The sequence below is a fragment of the Clostridium beijerinckii genome, assembly GCF_018223745.1.
GTDB classification, from domain to species: domain Bacteria; phylum Bacillota; class Clostridia; order Clostridiales; family Clostridiaceae; genus Clostridium; species Clostridium beijerinckii.
The window spans coordinates 5,126,333-5,146,464 of sequence record NZ_CP073653.1; the positions used below are offsets into that span (position 1 = coordinate 5,126,333).

The 20,132-nt window shown below is 28.0% G+C and carries 19 protein-coding genes; 3 read left to right on the plus strand and 16 right to left on the minus strand.

Annotation, left to right across the window (positions count from 1 at the left end):
* Positions 1–189: 189 nt before the first annotated feature.
* Together dcd and KEC93_RS23000 are read right to left on the minus strand one after the other, a co-directional pair.
* Entirely contained in the window at positions 190–711 is a 522-nt protein-coding gene (dcd, locus tag KEC93_RS22995; protein WP_039769899.1) for a dCTP deaminase, read from the minus strand.
* A gap of 115 nt (positions 712–826) precedes the next feature.
* Positions 827–1,570 carry a hypothetical protein gene (locus KEC93_RS23000; protein ID WP_077868696.1) on the minus strand — a complete coding sequence of 248 codons (744 nt, stop codon included), beginning with the start codon at positions 1,568–1,570 and terminating at the stop codon, positions 827–829.
* Between the two features lie 253 nt (positions 1,571–1,823).
* Between KEC93_RS23000 and KEC93_RS23005 the strand changes: the two genes are divergently transcribed.
* Complete coding sequence (locus KEC93_RS23005) at positions 1,824–2,153, plus strand: HesB-like protein (protein WP_017211242.1); 330 nt, start codon at positions 1,824–1,826, stop codon at positions 2,151–2,153.
* A gap of 126 nt (positions 2,154–2,279) precedes the next feature.
* Here the strand turns inward: KEC93_RS23005 and KEC93_RS23010 are convergent, their stop codons facing one another.
* The 5 genes from KEC93_RS23010 to yjbM form a co-directional block, all read right to left on the minus strand.
* Positions 2,280–2,951, minus strand: coding sequence for a hypothetical protein (locus KEC93_RS23010; RefSeq protein ID WP_039769897.1), 672 nt, complete (start codon positions 2,949–2,951; stop codon positions 2,280–2,282).
* Positions 2,952–3,030: 79 nt separating this feature from the next.
* Positions 3,031–4,365, minus strand: coding sequence for a vWA domain-containing protein (locus KEC93_RS23015; RefSeq protein WP_023973941.1), 1,335 nt, complete (start codon positions 4,363–4,365; stop codon positions 3,031–3,033).
* Positions 4,366–4,420: 55 nt separating this feature from the next.
* A complete protein-coding gene (locus KEC93_RS23020) occupies positions 4,421–5,509 on the minus strand; it encodes an ATP-binding protein (protein WP_077868697.1) in 1,089 nt (362 codons plus the stop codon).
* A 17-nt stretch (positions 5,510–5,526) separates the two neighbouring features.
* Positions 5,527–6,306, minus strand: a complete 780-nt coding sequence (locus KEC93_RS23025) for a hypothetical protein (protein WP_023973942.1) — start codon at positions 6,304–6,306, stop codon at positions 5,527–5,529.
* A gap of 233 nt (positions 6,307–6,539) precedes the next feature.
* A complete protein-coding gene (gene yjbM / locus KEC93_RS23030; protein ID WP_023973943.1) occupies positions 6,540–7,331 on the minus strand; it encodes a GTP diphosphokinase in 792 nt (263 codons plus the stop codon).
* A gap of 203 nt (positions 7,332–7,534) precedes the next feature.
* On the opposite strand from yjbM, the gene KEC93_RS23035 reads away from it, so the two are divergent.
* Both KEC93_RS23035 and KEC93_RS23040 read left to right on the plus strand, forming a co-directional pair.
* The gene (locus KEC93_RS23035) at positions 7,535–8,215 is read left to right on the plus strand and encodes a DUF2225 domain-containing protein (protein ID WP_077868698.1); all 681 of its coding nucleotides are present in this window, start codon (positions 7,535–7,537) and stop codon (positions 8,213–8,215) included.
* A gap of 39 nt (positions 8,216–8,254) precedes the next feature.
* Positions 8,255–9,208: a methyl-accepting chemotaxis protein gene (locus KEC93_RS23040; RefSeq protein WP_017211248.1), complete on the plus strand. Its 954-nt coding sequence runs from the start codon at positions 8,255–8,257 to the stop codon at positions 9,206–9,208.
* A gap of 89 nt (positions 9,209–9,297) precedes the next feature.
* Here KEC93_RS23040 and KEC93_RS23045 read toward each other — a convergent pair whose 3' ends face one another.
* From KEC93_RS23045 to KEC93_RS23085, 9 genes are all read right to left on the minus strand, one after another.
* The gene (locus KEC93_RS23045) at positions 9,298–10,176 is read right to left on the minus strand and encodes an aldose 1-epimerase family protein (RefSeq protein ID WP_039769894.1); all 879 of its coding nucleotides are present in this window, start codon (positions 10,174–10,176) and stop codon (positions 9,298–9,300) included.
* A 181-nt stretch (positions 10,177–10,357) separates the two neighbouring features.
* A complete protein-coding gene (locus KEC93_RS23050; RefSeq protein ID WP_023973945.1) occupies positions 10,358–11,047 on the minus strand; it encodes a metallophosphoesterase in 690 nt (229 codons plus the stop codon).
* A 26-nt stretch (positions 11,048–11,073) separates the two neighbouring features.
* Positions 11,074–11,334: an EscU/YscU/HrcU family type III secretion system export apparatus switch protein gene (locus KEC93_RS23055; RefSeq protein ID WP_012060762.1), complete on the minus strand. Its 261-nt coding sequence runs from the start codon at positions 11,332–11,334 to the stop codon at positions 11,074–11,076.
* 141 nt (positions 11,335–11,475) lie between these two features.
* Complete coding sequence (locus KEC93_RS23060; protein ID WP_077868699.1) at positions 11,476–13,359, minus strand: flagellar hook-length control protein FliK; 1,884 nt, start codon at positions 13,357–13,359, stop codon at positions 11,476–11,478.
* 281 nt (positions 13,360–13,640) lie between these two features.
* Positions 13,641–14,711 (minus strand): butyrate kinase, encoded by a 1,071-nt coding sequence (gene buk / locus KEC93_RS23065; RefSeq protein ID WP_012060764.1) that lies wholly within the window; start codon positions 14,709–14,711, stop codon positions 13,641–13,643.
* Positions 14,712–15,144: 433 nt separating this feature from the next.
* A complete protein-coding gene (gene tlp / locus KEC93_RS23070; RefSeq protein WP_023973947.1) occupies positions 15,145–15,372 on the minus strand; it encodes a small acid-soluble spore protein Tlp in 228 nt (75 codons plus the stop codon).
* A gap of 321 nt (positions 15,373–15,693) precedes the next feature.
* Complete coding sequence (gene tyrS, locus KEC93_RS23075; RefSeq protein ID WP_023973948.1) at positions 15,694–16,914, minus strand: tyrosine--tRNA ligase; 1,221 nt, start codon at positions 16,912–16,914, stop codon at positions 15,694–15,696.
* Positions 16,915–17,211: 297 nt separating this feature from the next.
* Complete coding sequence (locus tag KEC93_RS23080) at positions 17,212–18,360, minus strand: AlbA family DNA-binding domain-containing protein (protein WP_023973949.1); 1,149 nt, start codon at positions 18,358–18,360, stop codon at positions 17,212–17,214.
* Positions 18,361–18,566: 206 nt separating this feature from the next.
* A complete protein-coding gene (locus KEC93_RS23085; protein ID WP_023973950.1) occupies positions 18,567–19,649 on the minus strand; it encodes a sensor domain-containing diguanylate cyclase in 1,083 nt (360 codons plus the stop codon).
* Positions 19,650–20,132 lie beyond the last annotated feature (483 nt).

Genomic DNA, 20,132 nt, shown 5'->3' on the forward strand with positions numbered 1-20,132 from the left:
CTCAATTTTATTATTATAAATAAGACTTAGTAAGTTGAACATATTTACGAACTTAGTTTTAAAATAACAATGTATAGATTTTGAGCAATATAATTCATTCGTTATAAGAGTGCTTACCTTGCATTGCCTGATGACTTAATACAGATTTTGATGCTTAAAATTTTTAGAACGTATTGCTCATAAATACAACTATCTTTCAAAATCTTTATACATTAAACTTGGCTGTATTCCTTTATTATTCTGATATTTTCCACTGCTATATAAATCATATTCTCCATGGATATCATGATAATATATTTGACATATTTCTACGTTAGGATAAACTTTTATTGGCTGAACGCAAAAAATTTCTAACGTCCAGTAGCCTGAAAATCCAATATCTCCGAATCCAGCTGTAACATGAATAAATAACCCTAATCTACCTGTTGAAGAGCGTCCTTCAAGCATAGGGACATATTTACTAGTACTCGTAAATTCATTTGTTCTACCTAAGTATAATTTACCTGGTTCTAATAATAATCCATCCTCCGGAATTTTTATAACTTTTGTTGGATTTGGAGTTTTCATATCTAAAATATCATTTTCATAAACTAATAATTCATTATGCAAAGACAAATTATAACTATTAGGATTTATTTTTTCCTCATCAAAAGGTTCAATTATTATATTACTACCAATATTTTTTAATATTTCTTTTCCTGATAATATCATTAGTTCTCCTCCAAGCTATATACTTTAATAAATAGTTCATAATGTATTATTTTAATGTATTAAATCTAATAAATTCTAAATGCCTAACCAATAATATCACAATATATAAGAAAATTTATGCATTTAAGATTTCTTTAAACTCAAACAATACTTTTTTAACATTCTCTTCATCTAAAGGCTTATAGCTATTTAAATATCCTGAAGCATCAAGAGCTTCATATGCTTTCTTACTCATTGAAATCCAATTTTCAGGTATATAAATCCACACTATATCCTCATATTTACAACTTAATAAAAAATGTTCTAATCCTCTAAATGCATATTCTTCAATTTCGTGAAGCTCATTTAGAATCTTATAATCCTTAACTATTTTAGAACTTAACTCACATTTATATATGTCTACATAGAAGAAATCAAATTTATTTTTTTTTGCTTTAAAGGCATCCCCTTTTATTATCCGTATTTTTTTATTTTTAGGAAAATTATTATTATATAATTTTATTATTTCTTCACTAATTTCATATACAATTACTTCTTCTACACTATTTTTTTTTGCAATTTCTTGAACTACATATCCAATGCCAAGTCCAATTACACCAACTTTTCCGTGAGCAAAAGAAATTGCTCCATATGAACTTTCAACTGTCTCTGGTGTTAGTTTAATTAAATCACTGCCATTTTTATATAATTGAATTATATCTATATCATATTCTTCTTCATTTTCATACATATAACCTTGTAATTCTTGCTTTATTATGGTATCTTTAACTATTTTATAGTCGCCACAAGTTCCTTGATTAATTAAGTCACTATATCGCTTTATCTCTTGGAACACAAAACTTTTATTATATGGTTTCATAGTTAATTCCCCTTCTTACAATATTTAATGCAAAATCTTTAATAGTTCTATATTATTATAGCACATTTTCCAATTTATGTATAATATTGTATAATTTATTTATTAACATTATATATTCAATAAACCATAATATAATAGCACATTCTTAGACATAATATAACTATTAATATTAACTTTTTATTTTAATATATATATGCTATACTTACTTTAATGATTTAATATCATTAATATTTCATAAAGTAGGTGTTTATATATGAAAAATGTTAATATAAGTGAAGAAGCTTATAATGAATTTAAAGCTTTTTTAGAAGAAAATAAAATAACTGATTTCAATATTAGAATAAATTTTGCTGGTTATGCATGTAGCGGTCCAGTTTTTAACATATCTCTTTCAGAAGCTACTGATGCCGACGAGGTTGAAAAAATGAATGATATTTCATTTATATACGAAAAATCCCTAATAGAACAATTTGGTGGATTTATAATACTTTCTTCTGATGAAAATGAAGGTAATGGCTTAAGTTTAAAGCCTGTTATAGCGCCTGAAGGCGGATGTGGTGGTTCTTGCTCAGGATGCCACTAAAATCATAATAAAAAATGTAGAATAAATGAAGAATATTTATTCTACATTTTTTTGTTGTTCTGAGTTCTTATACCATCTAACATTCCCCTTACAAAAAGCTTAATTCTTACTCTACAGTTAATCACTTTACTTATTTGTACTATCAACCGACTCTATTTTCCACTGCACATTCCCATAGTCATCACTTATTTTATATATACCTTCCAAAAGATCTATCCAATAATGATTTTTTATAACCTTACTTTCCTTATCTTCACCTGTAGCTCCATTTAAATTTTCTTCATTAAATTCATTAAAGTATTCGTATGTTTTTGAAGAAATCTCATACATATATTTAAAAGATTGTAAATCTTCACTTTCTAGCCTTATTTTATTTGATTCATTTTTCATCTCTTTACTTACAGTAGACAGCATATACTCCTTTATCTTTTCATTTATATTATTTTCCATTATCTTATCAGTTTTAATTACCTTAGAGAAAAACGGTATTGCATTTTGAGTGTATGCTCTATACTGTTGCCATAATTCTATTATGTCATTAGACATTTCATCATAATTCTTATAAAGCTTTACTAAATCTTCATTTTTTAAACTATTCTCTTCAATTCCTTTAGACAATATATCCATATTGCTTTCATTTCTTTGCTTAAAATCCTCTATCTTAGTATAGGATTCCTGACCTAGTTTATATTTATAATTATTTAATTTAAATACTACATATATATTAAGTATTATACTTACTACAAGAAGTATAGATAAAAACCTTGTATAATCTGTAATTTTCATTCCTTGGGTCAAGAATATCACTCCTCTATACTGTAATTTATTTTAACATATTACCTTATATTTGCCTATTTAAAATTGGTTAATAATTTCCCTATCTAGCCCAGTCGTGTATAGCTTCATTTACCATTTTCAATCCGATATTCCCACCTGAGCTTTCCTTCTTTTCAGTATTTATTCTTTTAATCTCTCCATAAGGATTTTTTAATGATAATTCTTCATTTCCAGATACAACCCATATAGTTTTTTTGTTAATTGGCTTTACTTCAAGCTCTCTTTCTCCAACACCATCTGTAAAATATATTAATACAGCACTTCTTAAATTATTTTCATTTATATACCTAAATACAGGTGTAAATTTCGTAGATCCATTATCTTTGCTTCTCTTTCTTATGTCATTCTCATTTCTTAAGTCATATACTTTTCTAATCTCACTATCACATTCGATAATTGTGATTTTATTCTTAATATTTGAAGTTATAGACAATATCTCCACTAGTATCTTATGCATATCACTGTCCTTCATGCTAGCACTTATATCTATTGCTACAATTAATTCAGTTTGACTCTTAGGTAACCTCCCTCTTAAATCTAATCTTTCCGGCTGTCTTCTATCCCTTCTTGTTATTGTCCTCTTATATCCTGATTTCACACTTGGGAGTATATTTTTAAGAACAAGTTGCCAAGGTATTTCTGCCTTTTCTTTGTACGCTAAAATTATGTTTTCTAATCCTTTTGGAGTGTTTTCATTATAAGCACTTAGAGCCGTTTTCTTAGTCAAATTGCTAATATCTTCATCACTTATTTGAGCACTTTCCCACAAATCATGGACTTTTGACATATCCACTTCATATTTCGAATCATCATCTTTATCAACTTTATCTTGCTTTATTCTAGACTTAATTGATTTATGAATTTCTTCTGCATATTCCTCGACACTTCTATTTTCCTCAAGTGATAAATTATATTCCATGTTAACTGCATAAAGCCTTTTGCTAAAGGGTGGTAAATCTTTTATATACTGATTAATTGAAATATCTAAAGCAACATTTACCGCTTCTTTACTAAATCTATCCTTCAATTTTCTTTCTCTTTCAAAATGAGAATTCATTATATGATATATTTCATGTTTAAATAATGCTGCCATTTCTTTTCTATTACAATCCAAAAATAAAAATGGATTAAAATACATCTCGAATCTATCACGCTTTGGAATAGTTGATATTGGCGCTGTTAAGGTAGTATTTATTTTCCGTTGAACTCTAAGCATGAATTGCCCAAAAAAAACATCTTGAGTTTGCAACAAATATAATATAATATCCTCTACTAGCTCAAAGAAATTTCTTTTATAATTATCACTAAATTTATCATCTTCACTCAATTGATAGGCTTCTTTTAAAAGTTGCTGTCTTTTTTCTTCAAAATCCATATACAAACTCAGCCTCCTTCCAAAGCTTAATTAAAAACTTTTATATCTTAACTCATCAACCAAATATATTAAAAAATGCTTCTAAGAACTCTTCAGTACCTAGTAACTTTTCATATAGTCCACTTTCCTTATAATCTCTTTTTATTTCCTTCATAATACCAAGTCTCAAATCTCTTGGATATAAATTTAAAAGTTCTGAAAATAGCCTTAAATTCCTTTCTATCGGCATATTTTCCAAATACCTTAACGAATTTTTAGACAATATGTATAATCTAGAATGATTTTCCTTTTCTATTTTTTCCTTTAGATCAAAATTTAAAATATCACTGCTGAATATATCTTCAACCTTTACTAAAGGTGTTTTTAGGTTTATCAAAAAGTTTCCAAAATCATTTGCAATGCTAATCCCAACATTTCCTTTTACAACATTCAGTAGAGTATCTAAAGAGTATTTTCCCTTATTTTTTACAAATACCTTATATGCTTTTGATACTCTCTCCCAGCTTCTTGGAGTAGCCTTTATTGTTTCTTCTGAATCAGGAGTATGAAGATATTCAGGAAATGTAGACAAAAATTCTATGATATGTTCATCTATATTTCCATCATTACTCATTCCCCACTTAATCCATTCTTTAATATCCGAGTCTAACTTTACCCAGACAAATCTATCTTCTTGAGCTGGATCCATATCAACAACATCATATTGACTATTATTAAAGTCATCATTTTTATTAGAAGGATTCATTGCAGCTATTACTTTAACTCTCTCATCCAAAATATATCCATTAATCTCTCTATTTAAGATAAGATTCATAAGTTCTTGTGCTACGGCATGATCGCATCTATTCAATTCATCTATAAATAAAATAACATCTCTATTTATATCTTCATCTAATGCTTTTTTGATTTCAATTAGCTTACTATGTGTCGCATATATAGTCGTCCTATTTTCAACTACAGGTAGTCCTCCTATTTCCCCTTCCTTTAGCAAGTTTGCATCTATTGTAACAAGATAATATCCATTTTCTCTTGCTATACGCTTAACTAATGAAGTCTTTCCAACTCCACTTTCTCCTATAATTAAAGGCACATCATTTGATGCGACTACTAAATCTACTGTATTTAAACACTCTAAATAATTCAATCTTTTCGCCTCCATTCTTATATAGATAATTTATAATCTACTAGCAACTTTTTGGCATTCTTGCTTCCATATTCTCTTACAAAATTAATTTTATCCATTTCCAAAACCTCTAACTCTAAGAAATCTTCAATATACTTCTTACTAATATCTTCTTCTTTGATTTTTTCTTGAAGCACATCAATTACAAGTTCTACATCTATGCTTTCATAAATATACTTAACTACATTTATATTTTCATATATAAATTTCTTTATTTCATCTAAATCATAGTTGGAAATATAATTTATAGCTTCTCCATTTAGCTCTATTGCCTTTATTTTCGCCTTAAGGCTTGGATTCTTTATAAATCTAATTGCTACATAGTAGTTTTCTATAGCCTTAAGCTGAATTTCTTCAGAAGGATTCTCTATATATTTAATTGCATCATAGTCCCTACTAACAGCTAATAATTGAAGTTCCTCGCTAGGATTCTCTATAAATTGTATAGCCCATCCTTTAGTCTTAATAGCTTCCTCTATCACCTTTTTAGTAGGATTATTTATTAACTCTAAAGAGTTCCACAAGCTTTTAACACACATTATAGCAACTTCTTCATTAATGTCTTTAATATATTTTGCTGACAGCGGGGTATTTGCAATAGCTTGTTTTTGCACTTCCTTACTCGGGTTCTTAATATATTTAATATTGTTACCATTATTCTTAACAATAAATAACTCTAATTCCTCATCAACTTTGTCTATTTCCTGAATATATTCAGGATTGTTTCTCAATCTCAATAATAGTTGATCTCTATCCATTTTTATCTCCTTATCATATATATTAATTTCGTACTATATTATTTCTATATAAAACATTATACTTGATATTACTGACATATTCACTATGCTTGATTAATAAATACAATATCCCCTTCAAAATAAAAAACATAGCTGCAGATATTTCTTTTAAATATTGAAAATCTACAGCTATATTTTAAACTATTTGAACAACAAAACATAATTTTCCTTATGAACTAAATATACAAAAACTCTTAATCTGTATATTTTTCAATTTCTCTTTTAACAGAAAACAATAAACTATTTAGCTCCCAAACTTCCCCATCTTCTATTAACTTATTTAAAGTTTTTTGGAATCTGGCTGCCTCTGTTTCCTTACCTAGTGAAATTAAAGTTAATAGTAAATTCATTATATTTGAAATTAAATGTGATTTAACCTCAAATAATTTTTGTGCATCCTTAATTTCATCTTTGATTTCTAACATTTCTTCATCTAATCTAAATGCTGCATCTGCAGATCTTTTAAGTTTTTCCTTTAATTGTTCTGGTATATGTTGCTTATATTTGTAATTAAGAGAATGTTCAATAGTTGCCCAGAAATTCATTGCTAATGTTCTTATTTGAAATTCAGCCAAAATTTCAACTAGTCCTTCTGCCATATTTACAGGATATTTTATTATCATATGATAACTTCTATAACCACTCTCTTTAACATTCCTTACATAATCCTTCTCATAAAGAATCTGCATATCTTTACGTTCTCTTAATATCTGCACTACTGTGTCTATATCATCAACAAACTGACACATTATTCTTATTCCTGCAATATCCTCAAGTTCATATCTAATCCTATCTATTGGTATTTCAAATTTGTTAGCTTTTTCTAACATACTTGATACTTCTTTTACTCTTCCTGTTACAAACTCTATAGGTGAATATTCATTTTTTTTTCTATATTCTTTTCTAATTGATTTTAACTTAACTTTCAGTTCATCTACTGCTTGCTCATAAGGCATTAAGAAAACCTTCCAATCATTCATTGCCATTATATCACCCTTTAATACATTACTATCATTTCTCAATTTCATCCTTATCTATTATATCAAAAACTTTAAATTAAGTGTAATTAATAATAAATAAACTATTTAAAAAATATTCATAGACTATTTATGAATGCTTTTAATATGTTATAATCAATGTATAATATAGAATTTTATTCTAGATTGCATTTTTAATGGGGTGACTGAAAATGAGTGATACGAGTATATTAAATCATCTTTTTGACAAACAGATAGTCTGTCCTGTTTGTAATTCACATTTTAAAGCTAAAACAGTTAAATCTAAGTCACCACGAGTTATTTCTAAGGATTCAGATTTCTTTATAAGATACTCTGTAGTAAATCCGTATTTTTATGATGTATTAATATGTAATTCATGCGGCTACGCTGCAATGAGATCAGATTTTGAAAAACTAAAATCACATAAAAAAGAACTTGTTTTAAGTAACGTAACACCAAAATGGAAACCAAGAGAATATCCACATATTTTAGATGAAAAATTAGCAATTGAGCGCTATAAATTGGCTTTATTAAATGCTATGCTTATTGATTTGCCAAATAGTACAAAAGGTATGATTTCTCTAAAAATTGCTTGGTTGAATAGATTATTGGATAATAATATTCAAGAAACTTTGTTTTTAAAGCAAGCTCTCGAAGGATTTAACACTGCTTATATGACTGAGATTCTTCCTATATATGGCTTACAAAGAGATTCTTTAATGTATCTTTTGGGAGAATTAAACCGAAGATTAGGAAATAATCAAGATGCATTACAATGGTACTCTAAAACTATTGTTAATACAAATTCTTCTTATAAAATTAAAGAGATGGCTCGCGTTGGAAAAGATTTAATTAAAACTGCCAACACATAAAAATATATTTTTATTTATCATTTCAAGGGGGAATATAACATGGGATTTTTTAACAAAAACAATAATAAAAATACTACTATGACAGAAACTATTGTATCAAATGTTTCTAACAGTGGGGAAAACAATACTAACGCTAGTCAGAAAAATTTAACTAACATCAATGATTTAAGAGAAAAAGCTGTTTTAATTGATAGTTCTATAAAAAACGCTTCGTCTACTGCATCAGAATTAGTATCTTCTGCTGAAGCTCAAAGCAGAGAAATAAGTAATGTTAAGAATATCTTATCAGGTTTTCGTGCTAATATGGAAGACTTAGCAATTAACATTACTAATGTTCACATTAAAGTGTTGGATACTGATAAATTGGCTGATACAGGATTAAATACAATAGGAAATTTAGATACATCTCTAAATGAGCTTGAAGACGCTTTCACAATATCAACTTCAACAGTAAATGCTTTAGTATCAAAACTTGAATCTGTAAACAGTATAACTGATTCTATAAGCCAAATCGCAAGCCAAACGAATCTTCTATCATTAAACGCAGCTATAGAGGCTGCAAGAGCTGGTGAAGCTGGTAAAGGCTTTTCTGTTGTCGCAGGTGAAGTTAGAAAACTTGCAGAAAACTCAAAACTTGCTGTTCAAAGTATAACTAGTATACTTGAAGAAATTAAAATAGACATATTAAAAGCTTCTAATGCAATGAATTCTGGTAATTCAGCATTAACAACTCAACATAACTCACTACAAGAAGCTAAAACTAGTTTTTCCGATATTAAAACTTCTATAGAAGATGCCACTGAAGAAATTAGCACTTGCATAGAAAATTTGACTACTGCTTCTGAGGCAAAAGATACTGTTATTAATTCAATTGATAACGTAAGCGTTCTTTTCAAAGAACATGAATCTTTATCAAAAGAAATTATTACAGATCTTAATAGCCAAGAAGATGCTATTAAAAAGATGAGTAATTCAATAGAACATTTATCATAGATTTTAAAATCTATTTATTAATAAACAATAGAAAGCTATCTAATATTTTCAATTAGATAGCTTTTATTATTTCAATTATGCTATAATTTTTACTCTTCAATAGAAATTATATAGCTACAGCTAAATTCTTTTCCTTCTTCTAGGAACATTATTCCTTCTTTATCCTTAAAGTCTCCATTAAAATCGCCATAGTCAGCATGACCAAACCAAGGTTCTATACATACAAATGGAGCGCCATCAGCTGGAGCCCATATTCCCATGTAAGGAAATCCATCAAACTCCACACTTAAAGACTTATTATGATTCTTTGATTTTATTGTAATTTTATTTGATTTTAAATCATCAAATACTAATGCGTCATCTTTAAATATATCTTTTTTAAGTTCAATAATATCACTATTAGTTAAATAATCTTTTTTCTCATGAGTAAAATATGTATTCCTATCAAAACACATAATTGAGCTATCCTCTCTCTCATTAAACTTAAGATAATAATCCTCTAATATCTCTGTTTTTTCAATTGGACACATAAATGCTGGATGAGCTCCAATTGAAAAATAGATTTTTTTATCATCCAAGTTGATAACTTTATAACTTACCTTTACACTATTTTCTTTAATATCATAAGTAACCTGCAAAGAAAACTTATATGGATATACTTCAAGACTTTTATCCGAGAACTTTAACTCAAAAGTAATAGATTCATTGCTTTGACTTAGCAAGGTAAATTGAGAAATTCTTGCTAATCCATGAGATGGTAATTCATATTCCTTTCCATCAACTCTATACTTAGAATCCTTTAGCTTGCCTATTATAGGAAATAAATGTGGTGCGTGGTATTTCCAATATTCCGGATTCCCATTCCAAAGATATTCAGTACCTTCCTTCTTACCTGTTATAGAGTGTAGTTCGCCTCCATGTTCACTAACAGTAATTTTAATTTTTTCATTTTCTAAGGAATAAATCATAAAACGTCACTCCAAATCTTATTATAATTATGTAAAGAAATATAACCTACTTATTCCAGTTGTATTTATAATAATATATAAATACAATTACCTACTTGCTTATTATTCAGATTAATTTTAAACTCCAACAAATTTTCTATTTATATTTGTTGAATTAAATTTCATTCTATATTTATCTGCATCATAATATCTTTTTAGGATCAAAATTCAAATAATCTGCTGATGTTAATATATATTCTACTCCATCTAAATATCCATTCAATACTTTTCCAAGTAGTACTGGACCATGCAAATGTCCATATATAACTTTTTCTACACTGTATTCTTTAATCATTCGTGTAAATTCAGATTCCTCAAATTTATCATTTGTAGGAGGGTAATGAAGCATAACAATTATCTTTTCAAATCCACTATTTTTCGCAGCATCTAACGAAAGTTTCAACCTTATTTGTTCTCTGGTATATATTTTTTCATCTTTGCTAGTATATTTATCCCCTCCTGGGCACATCCATCCTCTAGTCCCACATATAGCATAATCTTCATAAGTATAAAAATTATTTTGGAGAAACTTAGTATTTTCATACATCTTATTTAATTTCGATATGCTCCCCCACCAATAATCATGGTTTCCTTTGCTTATAATCTTTTTACCTGGTAATTCATTTATCCAGTCCAAATCATATTTACTATCATTCTCTTTTAAAGACCAAGATATATCTCCAGCTATAAGCACCATATCTTTTTCAGTTATTTTTTTAAGCCAATTTTCTTTTATTTTATCAGAATGCGCTTTCCACTTATCTCCAAAAATGTCCATTGGCTTTTCAACATTAAAACCTAAGTGTAAATCTGAAATAGTATAAAGTGCCATTTTCTCACCTTCCGTGTTTCTTCTGTCTATAATCTCTTCTTATCCAAATCAGTAAGAAAAGCAATTACATGAGCTACTGCTTCATATAATTCCGTAGGAATTTCATCTCCAACATCTACATTACACAATAAATCAGTTAGCTCTTTATTGTATACTATTGGTACTTCGTTTTGCGTTGCTTTTTCTATTATTTTATCTGCAATATGCCCCATCCCAGCTGCTGTAACTACTGGTGCATCGCTATTAAATTCATACTTTAATGCTGCGGCTTTCTTCCTCTGATTCATACTCCTGTACACTCCTAACCAATATTTTCAATAGTGCCAAAATGTACAATTAAAGCTAAAATTCCTTACGATCTAAAAGCATTATAATTAAGACTCCTTTATTGCACATTAACTGCGTATTTTAAATGAATACACTAATTATTATACCTTAATATCGATAGCAGAAATAGTTAAATCGTTAAAGAAATTTCTACAACTTACTAAGTCCACAGGCTTTTCTTTCATGGATACACTTATATTAACAAACAACCCAAGTGTTGATAACCCATCTGCTAATTTAGATTTATTATTGTTTAAAATAGATGCAAAATGACTTTCACATTTTAAATTTACATCAATTCTGTTATCTCTTAATGTCAAATATCCATCGACCTCTCCTAAATTAGCTGTTTTAACACTAACAACCATTTTAGCATTAGTCTTATCTATTTTTTTACCATCTTTTCTATTATCCTTTATTATTAGTTTACATGGATATTCTTGGCTATTTGCATTTATAGGAATATTTAAATAATAATACTCATTGCTTACGGAATTGAATACCTTAATATCATTTATATTATTTTTTATTAAATCCATTATTTTTTCATATCCTGCATCCTTTAAATCCACATGTGCTATTAAGTTCTTAACTATATCCCTTACTCCATCTATCTTGAATTTCATATCAGCTTTTATAGCTTCTTTGCTATCTAAATTACTTCTTAATAGTAAATCCTCATTTTTTAGATCAGCAAAGTTTTCCTTAAATGATGTTGACAATTCCTTAGGCTGTATATTTCCACCTTTATCATTAGATACTGTTTCTTCATAGTGATCTTTTCCTTCAATTCTATTATTCAATAATTTATTGAATTCTTTATATTCACTATCAGTAAGTTTAACTTCCCTGCCTTCAATATTACTTAATAATATTTCTAATTTATTTTTATTTGATGATTCTATAAGACTTTGTGCTTGTGTCTTGGGTTCACTATCAGTTGTGATACTATTACCCATTGTTTCCTTTATTAGCTCAACTATTTCTTTATTATTTAATTTTTCAACTAACGAAGGTGAAAGATTTACTTTTTGAGTATTTAAGTTATTTTTCTCATTATCAGCAAACTTTTGAGCTATATTTAATTCACTATCTTCACTTCCTGCTAATGTTTTTAATACATCCAGAACATTTATTTTCCTATTTGAAGGATCATTCTCATTATACAACTTCGATGCTATTGCTTTAGTTGTATCTGTAGTATTCTTCATCAAGTCAATTTCTCTATCTATTGTTTTATTTTTAACTACAGTCTCAAGGTTATTATTTGGTGATTCTATAAAATTTAATGACTCATTCATCTTTTTTAATATTTGCTCTATTGATGAATTTCCTTTAAACAACTTGTTAAAACTATCTATACTTTCTTCCGAAAAATCCAAATTATTTTCTATAAATGTAAGTATATCGTCTTGTGACATATTCTTAAATTCATTCAGGAACTTGGTAAGCATCTCTTTAGCAGCTTGACCTTCCTCACTATTTCCAGATATATTTTTACTTTGAAGATATGTTTGAATAAATGCATCTATTTCCTTTGGATTTGAACTTATCTTTCCATTAAATTGAATTAATCCTTTAATTAAATTAATATTATCTCTAGTTAGAGGAAGATTACGCTTAACCATCTGTTTTAAAATATCAATATCTTCCTTTGAAAGGCCTTCTTTATCGATTATTTCCTGAAAGCTTTCATCACCAGTTGATTTTTCATCTACAGAATCTTCTACTAGTTTTAATTTTAACTTCCCATTTTCAAATCCGTTTACTTGGAACTTAACTAACTTAAGATCATCCAAATTGATATTTCCCTCAAGCTCAGCAATAAATTGCCATCCATCTGATAACTTGACTGTAATATCTTTTCCATCTCCCTTTGCAACTACTCTTCCTGTAAAGCGTTCCCCTACTTCAAAAGTTAACTTGCTAGAAATTTTTTTTGTATTTATATTATATCCATTATTTATATTCCAAATTCCTGGCATATTATCTTCTCCCCTACTAATTTCATTCGTACTTTCCCGATCACTCTATTATACTTATCGTATGAACATAGCATAAGTTAACTAAAAAATTAAATGTTATTAATTACAATTTAGATATTCAGCATGATTAATCTATTATAATATTATCCGAGTACACACCTATTCGATATAACATTATAGCATTTATACTTGCAAATTTTAAGGTTATAAAAAATAAGGTGAAGCTTCCGTTTTAAAGAACCCTCACCTCTATCATTATCTTATTAAATTCACTTAATAATTTATTTGTATTCTTTAACTTCTTCTTCTCCGTTAAGTACTCTAATTACGCCTTGTGCTAAAGCAAGCATTTCATCTTCACCTGGATAGATCACCATAGGTGCTATAAAGCCTACTCGTTCTCTTATTAGATTAACCATAGGCTTTCCATATGCCATTCCCCCAGTTAAAATTATAGCGTCAACATTACCGTTAAGTACTGTTGCTGCCGCACCTATCTCCTTTGAAACTTGATATCCCATAGCATCATGTACCATCTTAGCCTTTGGATCTCCATCTAGTGCAGCACTTTCTACAACCCTAGCATCGTTTGTGTCAAGATAAGCTACAAATCCACCTTTTCCTGTTATTTTCTTTAAGATTTCTTCCAATGTATACTTTCCGCTAAAACACATTCTAGCCAAATCGCCTGATGGAACTCCACCACTTCTTTCTGGGGAGAAAGCTCCTTCACCATCAAGTGCATTATTAACATCCACTATTTTTCCTTTTTTATGTGCACCTACAGAAACACCGCCACCCATGTGTGCTACAATAACATTTATATCTTCATAATTTTTAGAGTTTTCTCTAGCGTATCTTTTAGCTACTGCCTTTTGATTTAGCGCATGAAAAATACTCTTCCTAGGAAGCTCTGGAACACCTGACAATCTGGCTATTTCTTCCATTTCATCTACTACTACTGGATCTACTATGAATGCAGATTTGCCAATAGATTTAGAAATTTCATTTGCTATTATAGCACCTAGATTAGATGCATGCTCTCCTTTAATACTTTCCTTTAAATCCTTCAACATGTTATCATTTACATTATATGTGCCACTTAGGATTGGTTTTAAAAGCCCCCCCCTACCTACTACTGCATCTAATTCCTTTATATCTATTTTATTATCTTTCAATATCTTCAATATAACTTCTGTTCTAAAGTTTTGTTGATCAGAGATATGTTTAAATTCTCCTATTTCTTCTGAAGAATGTCTTATAGTTTCTCCAAATACTTCCTTTTCATCCTCAAATACAGATATTTTTGTTGACGTAGAACCTGGGTTTATTATTAATAATTTATAGCTCACACTTTTTCCTCCCTTAAGATTTTATTTTCAATATTCCAATATGACCTGTAAAATTAAATTTTATAGTAATTCAAAAATATTAATTGCTACTGCCATTAATGAAAATTTTGTAGAAAATACAAATATGTTGGCGATAATATTATATACTGTATATCGGATTGTTACAAGAAATAATTACTATATAATTTAAACCTTTTCATCACCTTACTATTATAACCTGAAACTATGTAAATTAACAAATACTTTTTTCATATAATTAGGATATTCATTAAGCTTTTAAATAGAAATCACTTGTGACTTATAAATAATTCACAAGTGATTTTTATTTTACACTTAGTAACTTAATATATTTTAATAGGATATACTATATATTAATAATATACTTTATACTTCATTTTTTTGTTAAATGCTATTAAATTTATACGTATTCCTTCTACTTATATCCTCTTTCTTTATCCAATGCCTCATCTCTAATTTCTTCTCTCATGCCTCGAAGCGCTTCTTCTCTTCTATCATTCTTCTCTTTTAATGTTTCTTGCATTTTAGGATCATCAGTTTTTTCTATCATTTCATCTGCAAGTTCGCAATTCAAGATGGTTCTATCAATGTTATATTGAATTCTATCTACATTATCTTTTCTGTTATCTAGTTTGTTTTTCATAATTGTATCTCTCCTTTGTTTAAATATTAGGATTACTTATATTCAAGTAATTTTCATTTTTTATTATTTACAAGATAATAATTTATTATGTACAAACATATGATACCCGTAAAAAATATAAATACTAATCTGACTTGCCGATACATCATAATAAAATATTATTAATATGTTTGTATGTATTATAGATGAGACTGCCATATATATGATTTATACTTATTTGGCAACAATATTTGAAAGCTTTTATTAGTATTCAAAAAAACAAAAAGTTGTTAACTAAAAGTTTTTACACCTTCAATTAACAACATATTTTGTATAATAAAATTATTTAATTTCTATCTTATTATAGTTTTTCTTTCCTCTTTTAATTAATACAGCACCATCTTGGAAGTCTTCTTCAGTTAAGATTCTATTAACGTCCTCAACTTTGACTCCATTAATAGACAAGCCACCTTGCTCAATTAATCTTCTACCTTCTTTTTTAGATGGAATAATTTTAGTACTTGCCATTACCTCTAATATAGGTAAACCAATTTCTTCTTTAGCTATAGTAACAGTTGGAACATTTGACATATCAGCTCCACCAGCAAATAATGCTGTTGCTGCTTCTTCTGCCTTCTTAGCTTCTTCTTCTCCATGAACAAGTTTAGTTATCTCATACGCAAGAACTTTCTTAGCTCCATTTATCTCAGCTCCTTCAAGCGCACCTAATCTCCTCACTTCATCCATTGGTAAGAATGTCAATAATGCCAAGCATTTTTCAACATCTGCATCATCTACATTTCTCCAATATTGATAAAAATCATATGGTGAAGTTTTTGCAGGATCTAACCATAATGCTCCTCCAACAGTCTTACCCATTTTTTGTCCTTGACTATTTGTAAGTAAAGTACAAGTCATAGCCATAGCTTCCCCTTGAGCTTTTCTTCTTACAAGTTCAACTCCAGCTATCATATTAGACCATTGATCATCTCCGCCAAGCTGCATTTTACAGTTATATTTTTGATTTAATTCATAAAAATCATATCCTTGCATTAACATATAGTTAAATTCTAAGAATGATAATCCTTTTTCTAATCTTTGTTTAAAGCATTCTGCTGTTAACATTCTGTTTACAGAAAAGTGCACTCCTACTTCTCTTAAGAAATCAACATAATTAAGATTTAAAAGCCAATCAGCATTGTTTGCTAATATTGCCTTACCATCAGAAAAATCTATAAATCTCTCCATTTGTTTCTTAATAGAATCTACATTATGCTGAATATCTTCTTTAGTAAGCATTTTTCTCATATCAGTTTTACCACTTGGATCTCCAACCATGGCAGTTCCACCACCAATTAAAGCTATCGGTCTATGTCCTGCTCTTTGCATATGAGCCATAAACATCATTGCTATAAAATGTCCTACATGTAAGCTATCTGCTGTAGGATCAAAGCCTATATAGAAAGTTATTTTTTCATTCTCCAATAATTTTCTTGTTTCTTCTTCATGTGTAAATTGTTTTATGTATCCTCTCTCTAATAGCTCATCTAATACATTTGCCATTATAGTACCTCCTAAAATTTTCTTATTTGAGTTAATATAAACTAATTGCAGATTACAAGTCCAGATTATAAAAACTATACGTATTTCTCAAAAAATATATTTTAGCTTCATAAATTTATTAAACTTTTCATCACAACTTTTTGTTACATAAGTTTTTAACTTATGCTGCATTTCAGGTTAATAAAGTAATATTATTCTAAATTTCATATTAGAATTACTTATTATAGTATATCCTCAACCTTAAATTTTGGCAATAATTCATATTTTATATACACTTATTTAGATTTAAACTCCATGTCATTTAATTTCAATGCTCGGCAATATCACCTTGAAACTATGTTCTGCTCGTGAATTAATAAATTTAACTCTGCCTTTCCCTTTAAAAGAATTTTTAATAATTGTAAATCCTCTTCCGCTATTTAAAAATCTTCTTTTCTCATCTAAAGAAATTAGTTTTTCATATAACCAAATATTTCTTTTATTATAATTGGTTCTTTGCCCTTTTACATTTTCATCTATGAACTCACCAGGGCTTGAAATAATAATTTTATTCCTATCTATAATTATTTCGATTATTTTATTCAAATCAAAGTATTCTCTATATAGAACTGCATTCTTTATTGCTTCAATTATTGCTTGCATTGGATAATTCTTTGGTAATATATCTTTTATTTTTTCTTCTGCACTATCTATCATAGATAAAAGATTTCCTTGAATTATGTGCAATTCTCCATTGGTTTTTTCTAACTTATTAATGATTTTTATCATATTGTTAGGAATATATATATAATTCTTATCAGAAAATACAAGCAATCCTCCATATGTGCATTTAAGAGGTGCGCCTTCTTTATGTTCAAAGGCTATTCCTGCACTTAACAGTAAAAATCTCTTATTTTCTTCATTAATTTCTATACCCTTTTTGCTGAAATATTTATTAACCAATTCCATATTTAGAATATCAATGCTACTTTTTATAAGAGGGCATGTTTCAATAGTTAAGCTTAGATTTTCCTCAAATAATACAATTAATTCTTGCTTTCTCATTACATCTGTAGTAGAACCTCTCCTTATATAAAAAGCTCCATTATCCCTAACTTGATATGGCTTTTGTCCCCCATCATAAATTGATATTACGCCTATTTTCTTATTTTTAATCTCTACAAAATCAACTTCTATTGGTATTGGAGGCTCACATCTTGTCGTTATTATTTGCTGTATCTGCTCTTCTTTAAACATGTCATTTTCTTGTATGCCTATAATATTCTTGGTTTTATCTTCAACTCCAACAATTATATATCCTCTTCCCCCACTCGAATTAGCTATGGCACATATATCTTTAGTTAATTCTTTCTTACCTGTCTCACAGAAAAGCTCTAGTTTCAATTTAAAATCTAACTTTGTTCCTTCTTCTCTTTTTATCAAAGATAGTAACTTTTTACTATCCATAATATACCCTCCTTATATATTTATTAATAAATACCACAAGTTACAAAATATTTTACCGGATGCTTTAAAGATAATATAAATTTAGCCAATAACTACTTTTTAATTTAATAATAATTTTTTTACTTATCCACTATAAAATATTATTAGCCTAAATAATAAAAAAGCATTCTTATTAATATAAATAAGTTTGCTTTATAATATTATTATTAGATTTTAAATATATTTCCACTCAGAACTCTATTCTTACCACTTTTTTTAGCTTTATATAATAAATCATCAGCCTTACTTATAAGTTCATTTAAGTCTGTACCATTTAAAGGGAAAAATGAAATTCCAAAACTTGCTGTTATAGACTCATCTCTACCGTTACAATTTATTTTACTACCTTCAATTGTACGTCGTATAGCTTCAATTTTGGTATACACATTATCCTCACTAGTAAAATCTGAAATATATAGAATAAATTCTTCCCCTCCATATCTGGCGAAGATATCATTTTTATCTATTCCACACTTAACAATATTAGCTGTGTTAATCAAAATCTTATCACCAAATTGATGACCATATGTATCATTTACCTTCTTAAAATCATCTATATCTATCATTACTATGGCAAATTTATCGTTTAATTTTCTATTATCATTCTTTTCTAAGAATTCAAAAAAGTATTTCCTATTATATATTCCAAGTAGAGGGTCTCTTTGATTTATTTTTTCTAATTCTTTATATAGCAAAGAATTTTCTATTGCAATCGCAATCTGGTTTGCAATTGATCTAAGGAAAAGTTTAAGCTCTATGTTCATAAATTTATAGAGATTATGTTCTACTACTATATATCCAATAAATTTTTCTCTCAGCTTTATTGGCGATCCCATAATTGAATGTATGTCTATTTTATGTTCTCCAGTCTGCTTCAAAGGCTTTCTGGAATTAACTAAGAATTCCTCTCCATTGTTTATATGAACAAACTCCTTAGAAGTTAGATTTATATTCATATTCTCAATATTGCTTGCCTTAACTATTAACTCACCATTTTCTATCATAAATATGGTTGAATATGTAACTCCTAGTATTCCAAGAATCATGTCATTAATTAGAGATATTAAATTATCACTGCTAAAAAATGTATTTATATATTTACTTACTTCTATTATATTAGATAAAGAATCTATGCTCTTTTCTAGTCTTACGTTTTTCTCATTTAGTTCTTGTATATGTTGTTCTGAAAACTTCTGATATGTTTCATATTCTATCTTTAGCGATTTATACAGCTTCTCATAATCCTGCATTTGTCCCACCATCCTCTAATCATACGAACTCCATGATTATATAACAACTTAAATTTACCATTATTTTATACTTAATACAATTATACTACAAGTAATAAAATAATTGAATACAATTACTTCAAGCTGTTTGTAAATTTTACTATATCTTTAAATTGCATATGCCAGCATGTACACGCCATAAAAAATCATAATAAGGTTAATTATAATTAGTTTTTTATAACGATTTTTACTATATTCTTCATCTCTCTTCAATTACTAGGAAAATTTTCATGAATTGCATCTTTCAATTTAGGATAAACTAATATTACAAAATTAATTTTACAAGGAGACAAAATAATGAGATTTATACAATGGCTTTTAGGTGTATTTATATTTTTATTGATATGTACACTATTTATACAATTTGGTAATTCGGTATTAAATATTGTATTACTTATTTCACTAATTATATTTGGTATAAGATTCTTAATTCAAAAGTATACC

Bases quoted from the DNA above. Each gene is read 5' to 3' on its own strand.
- KEC93_RS23000 (WP_077868696.1), bottom strand. From the start codon at position 1,570: ATGAAACCATATAATAAAAGTTTTGTGTTCCAAGAGATAAAGCGATAT.
- KEC93_RS23080 (WP_023973949.1), bottom strand. From the start codon at position 18,360: ATGGATAGTAAAAAGTTACTATCTTTGATAAAAAGAGAAGAAGGAACA.
- KEC93_RS23060 (WP_077868699.1), bottom strand. From the start codon at position 13,359: ATGCCAGGAATTTGGAATATAAATAATGGATATAATATAAATACAAAA.
- yjbM (WP_023973943.1), bottom strand. From the start codon at position 7,331: ATGGCAATGAATGATTGGAAGGTTTTCTTAATGCCTTATGAGCAAGCA.
- KEC93_RS23045 (WP_039769894.1), bottom strand. From the start codon at position 10,176: ATGATTTATTCCTTAGAAAATGAAAAAATTAAAATTACTGTTAGTGAA.
- KEC93_RS23085 (WP_023973950.1), bottom strand. From the start codon at position 19,649: ATGCAGGATTATGAGAAGCTGTATAAATCGCTAAAGATAGAATATGAA.
- KEC93_RS23025 (WP_023973942.1), bottom strand. From the start codon at position 6,306: ATGGATAGAGATCAACTATTATTGAGATTGAGAAACAATCCTGAATAT.
- KEC93_RS23050 (WP_023973945.1), bottom strand. From the start codon at position 11,047: ATGGCACTTTATACTATTTCAGATTTACACTTAGGTTTTAATGTTGAA.
- KEC93_RS23005 (WP_017211242.1), top strand. From the start codon at position 1,824: ATGAAAAATGTTAATATAAGTGAAGAAGCTTATAATGAATTTAAAGCT.
- KEC93_RS23040 (WP_017211248.1), top strand. From the start codon at position 8,255: ATGGGATTTTTTAACAAAAACAATAATAAAAATACTACTATGACAGAA.
- dcd (WP_039769899.1), bottom strand. From the start codon at position 711: ATGATATTATCAGGAAAAGAAATATTAAAAAATATTGGTAGTAATATA.
- KEC93_RS23055 (WP_012060762.1), bottom strand. From the start codon at position 11,334: ATGAATCAGAGGAAGAAAGCCGCAGCATTAAAGTATGAATTTAATAGC.
- KEC93_RS23035 (WP_077868698.1), top strand. From the start codon at position 7,535: ATGAGTGATACGAGTATATTAAATCATCTTTTTGACAAACAGATAGTC.
- tyrS (WP_023973948.1), bottom strand. From the start codon at position 16,914: ATGGCAAATGTATTAGATGAGCTATTAGAGAGAGGATACATAAAACAA.
- tlp (WP_023973947.1), bottom strand. From the start codon at position 15,372: ATGAAAAACAAACTAGATAACAGAAAAGATAATGTAGATAGAATTCAA.
- KEC93_RS23015 (WP_023973941.1), bottom strand. From the start codon at position 4,365: ATGGATTTTGAAGAAAAAAGACAGCAACTTTTAAAAGAAGCCTATCAA.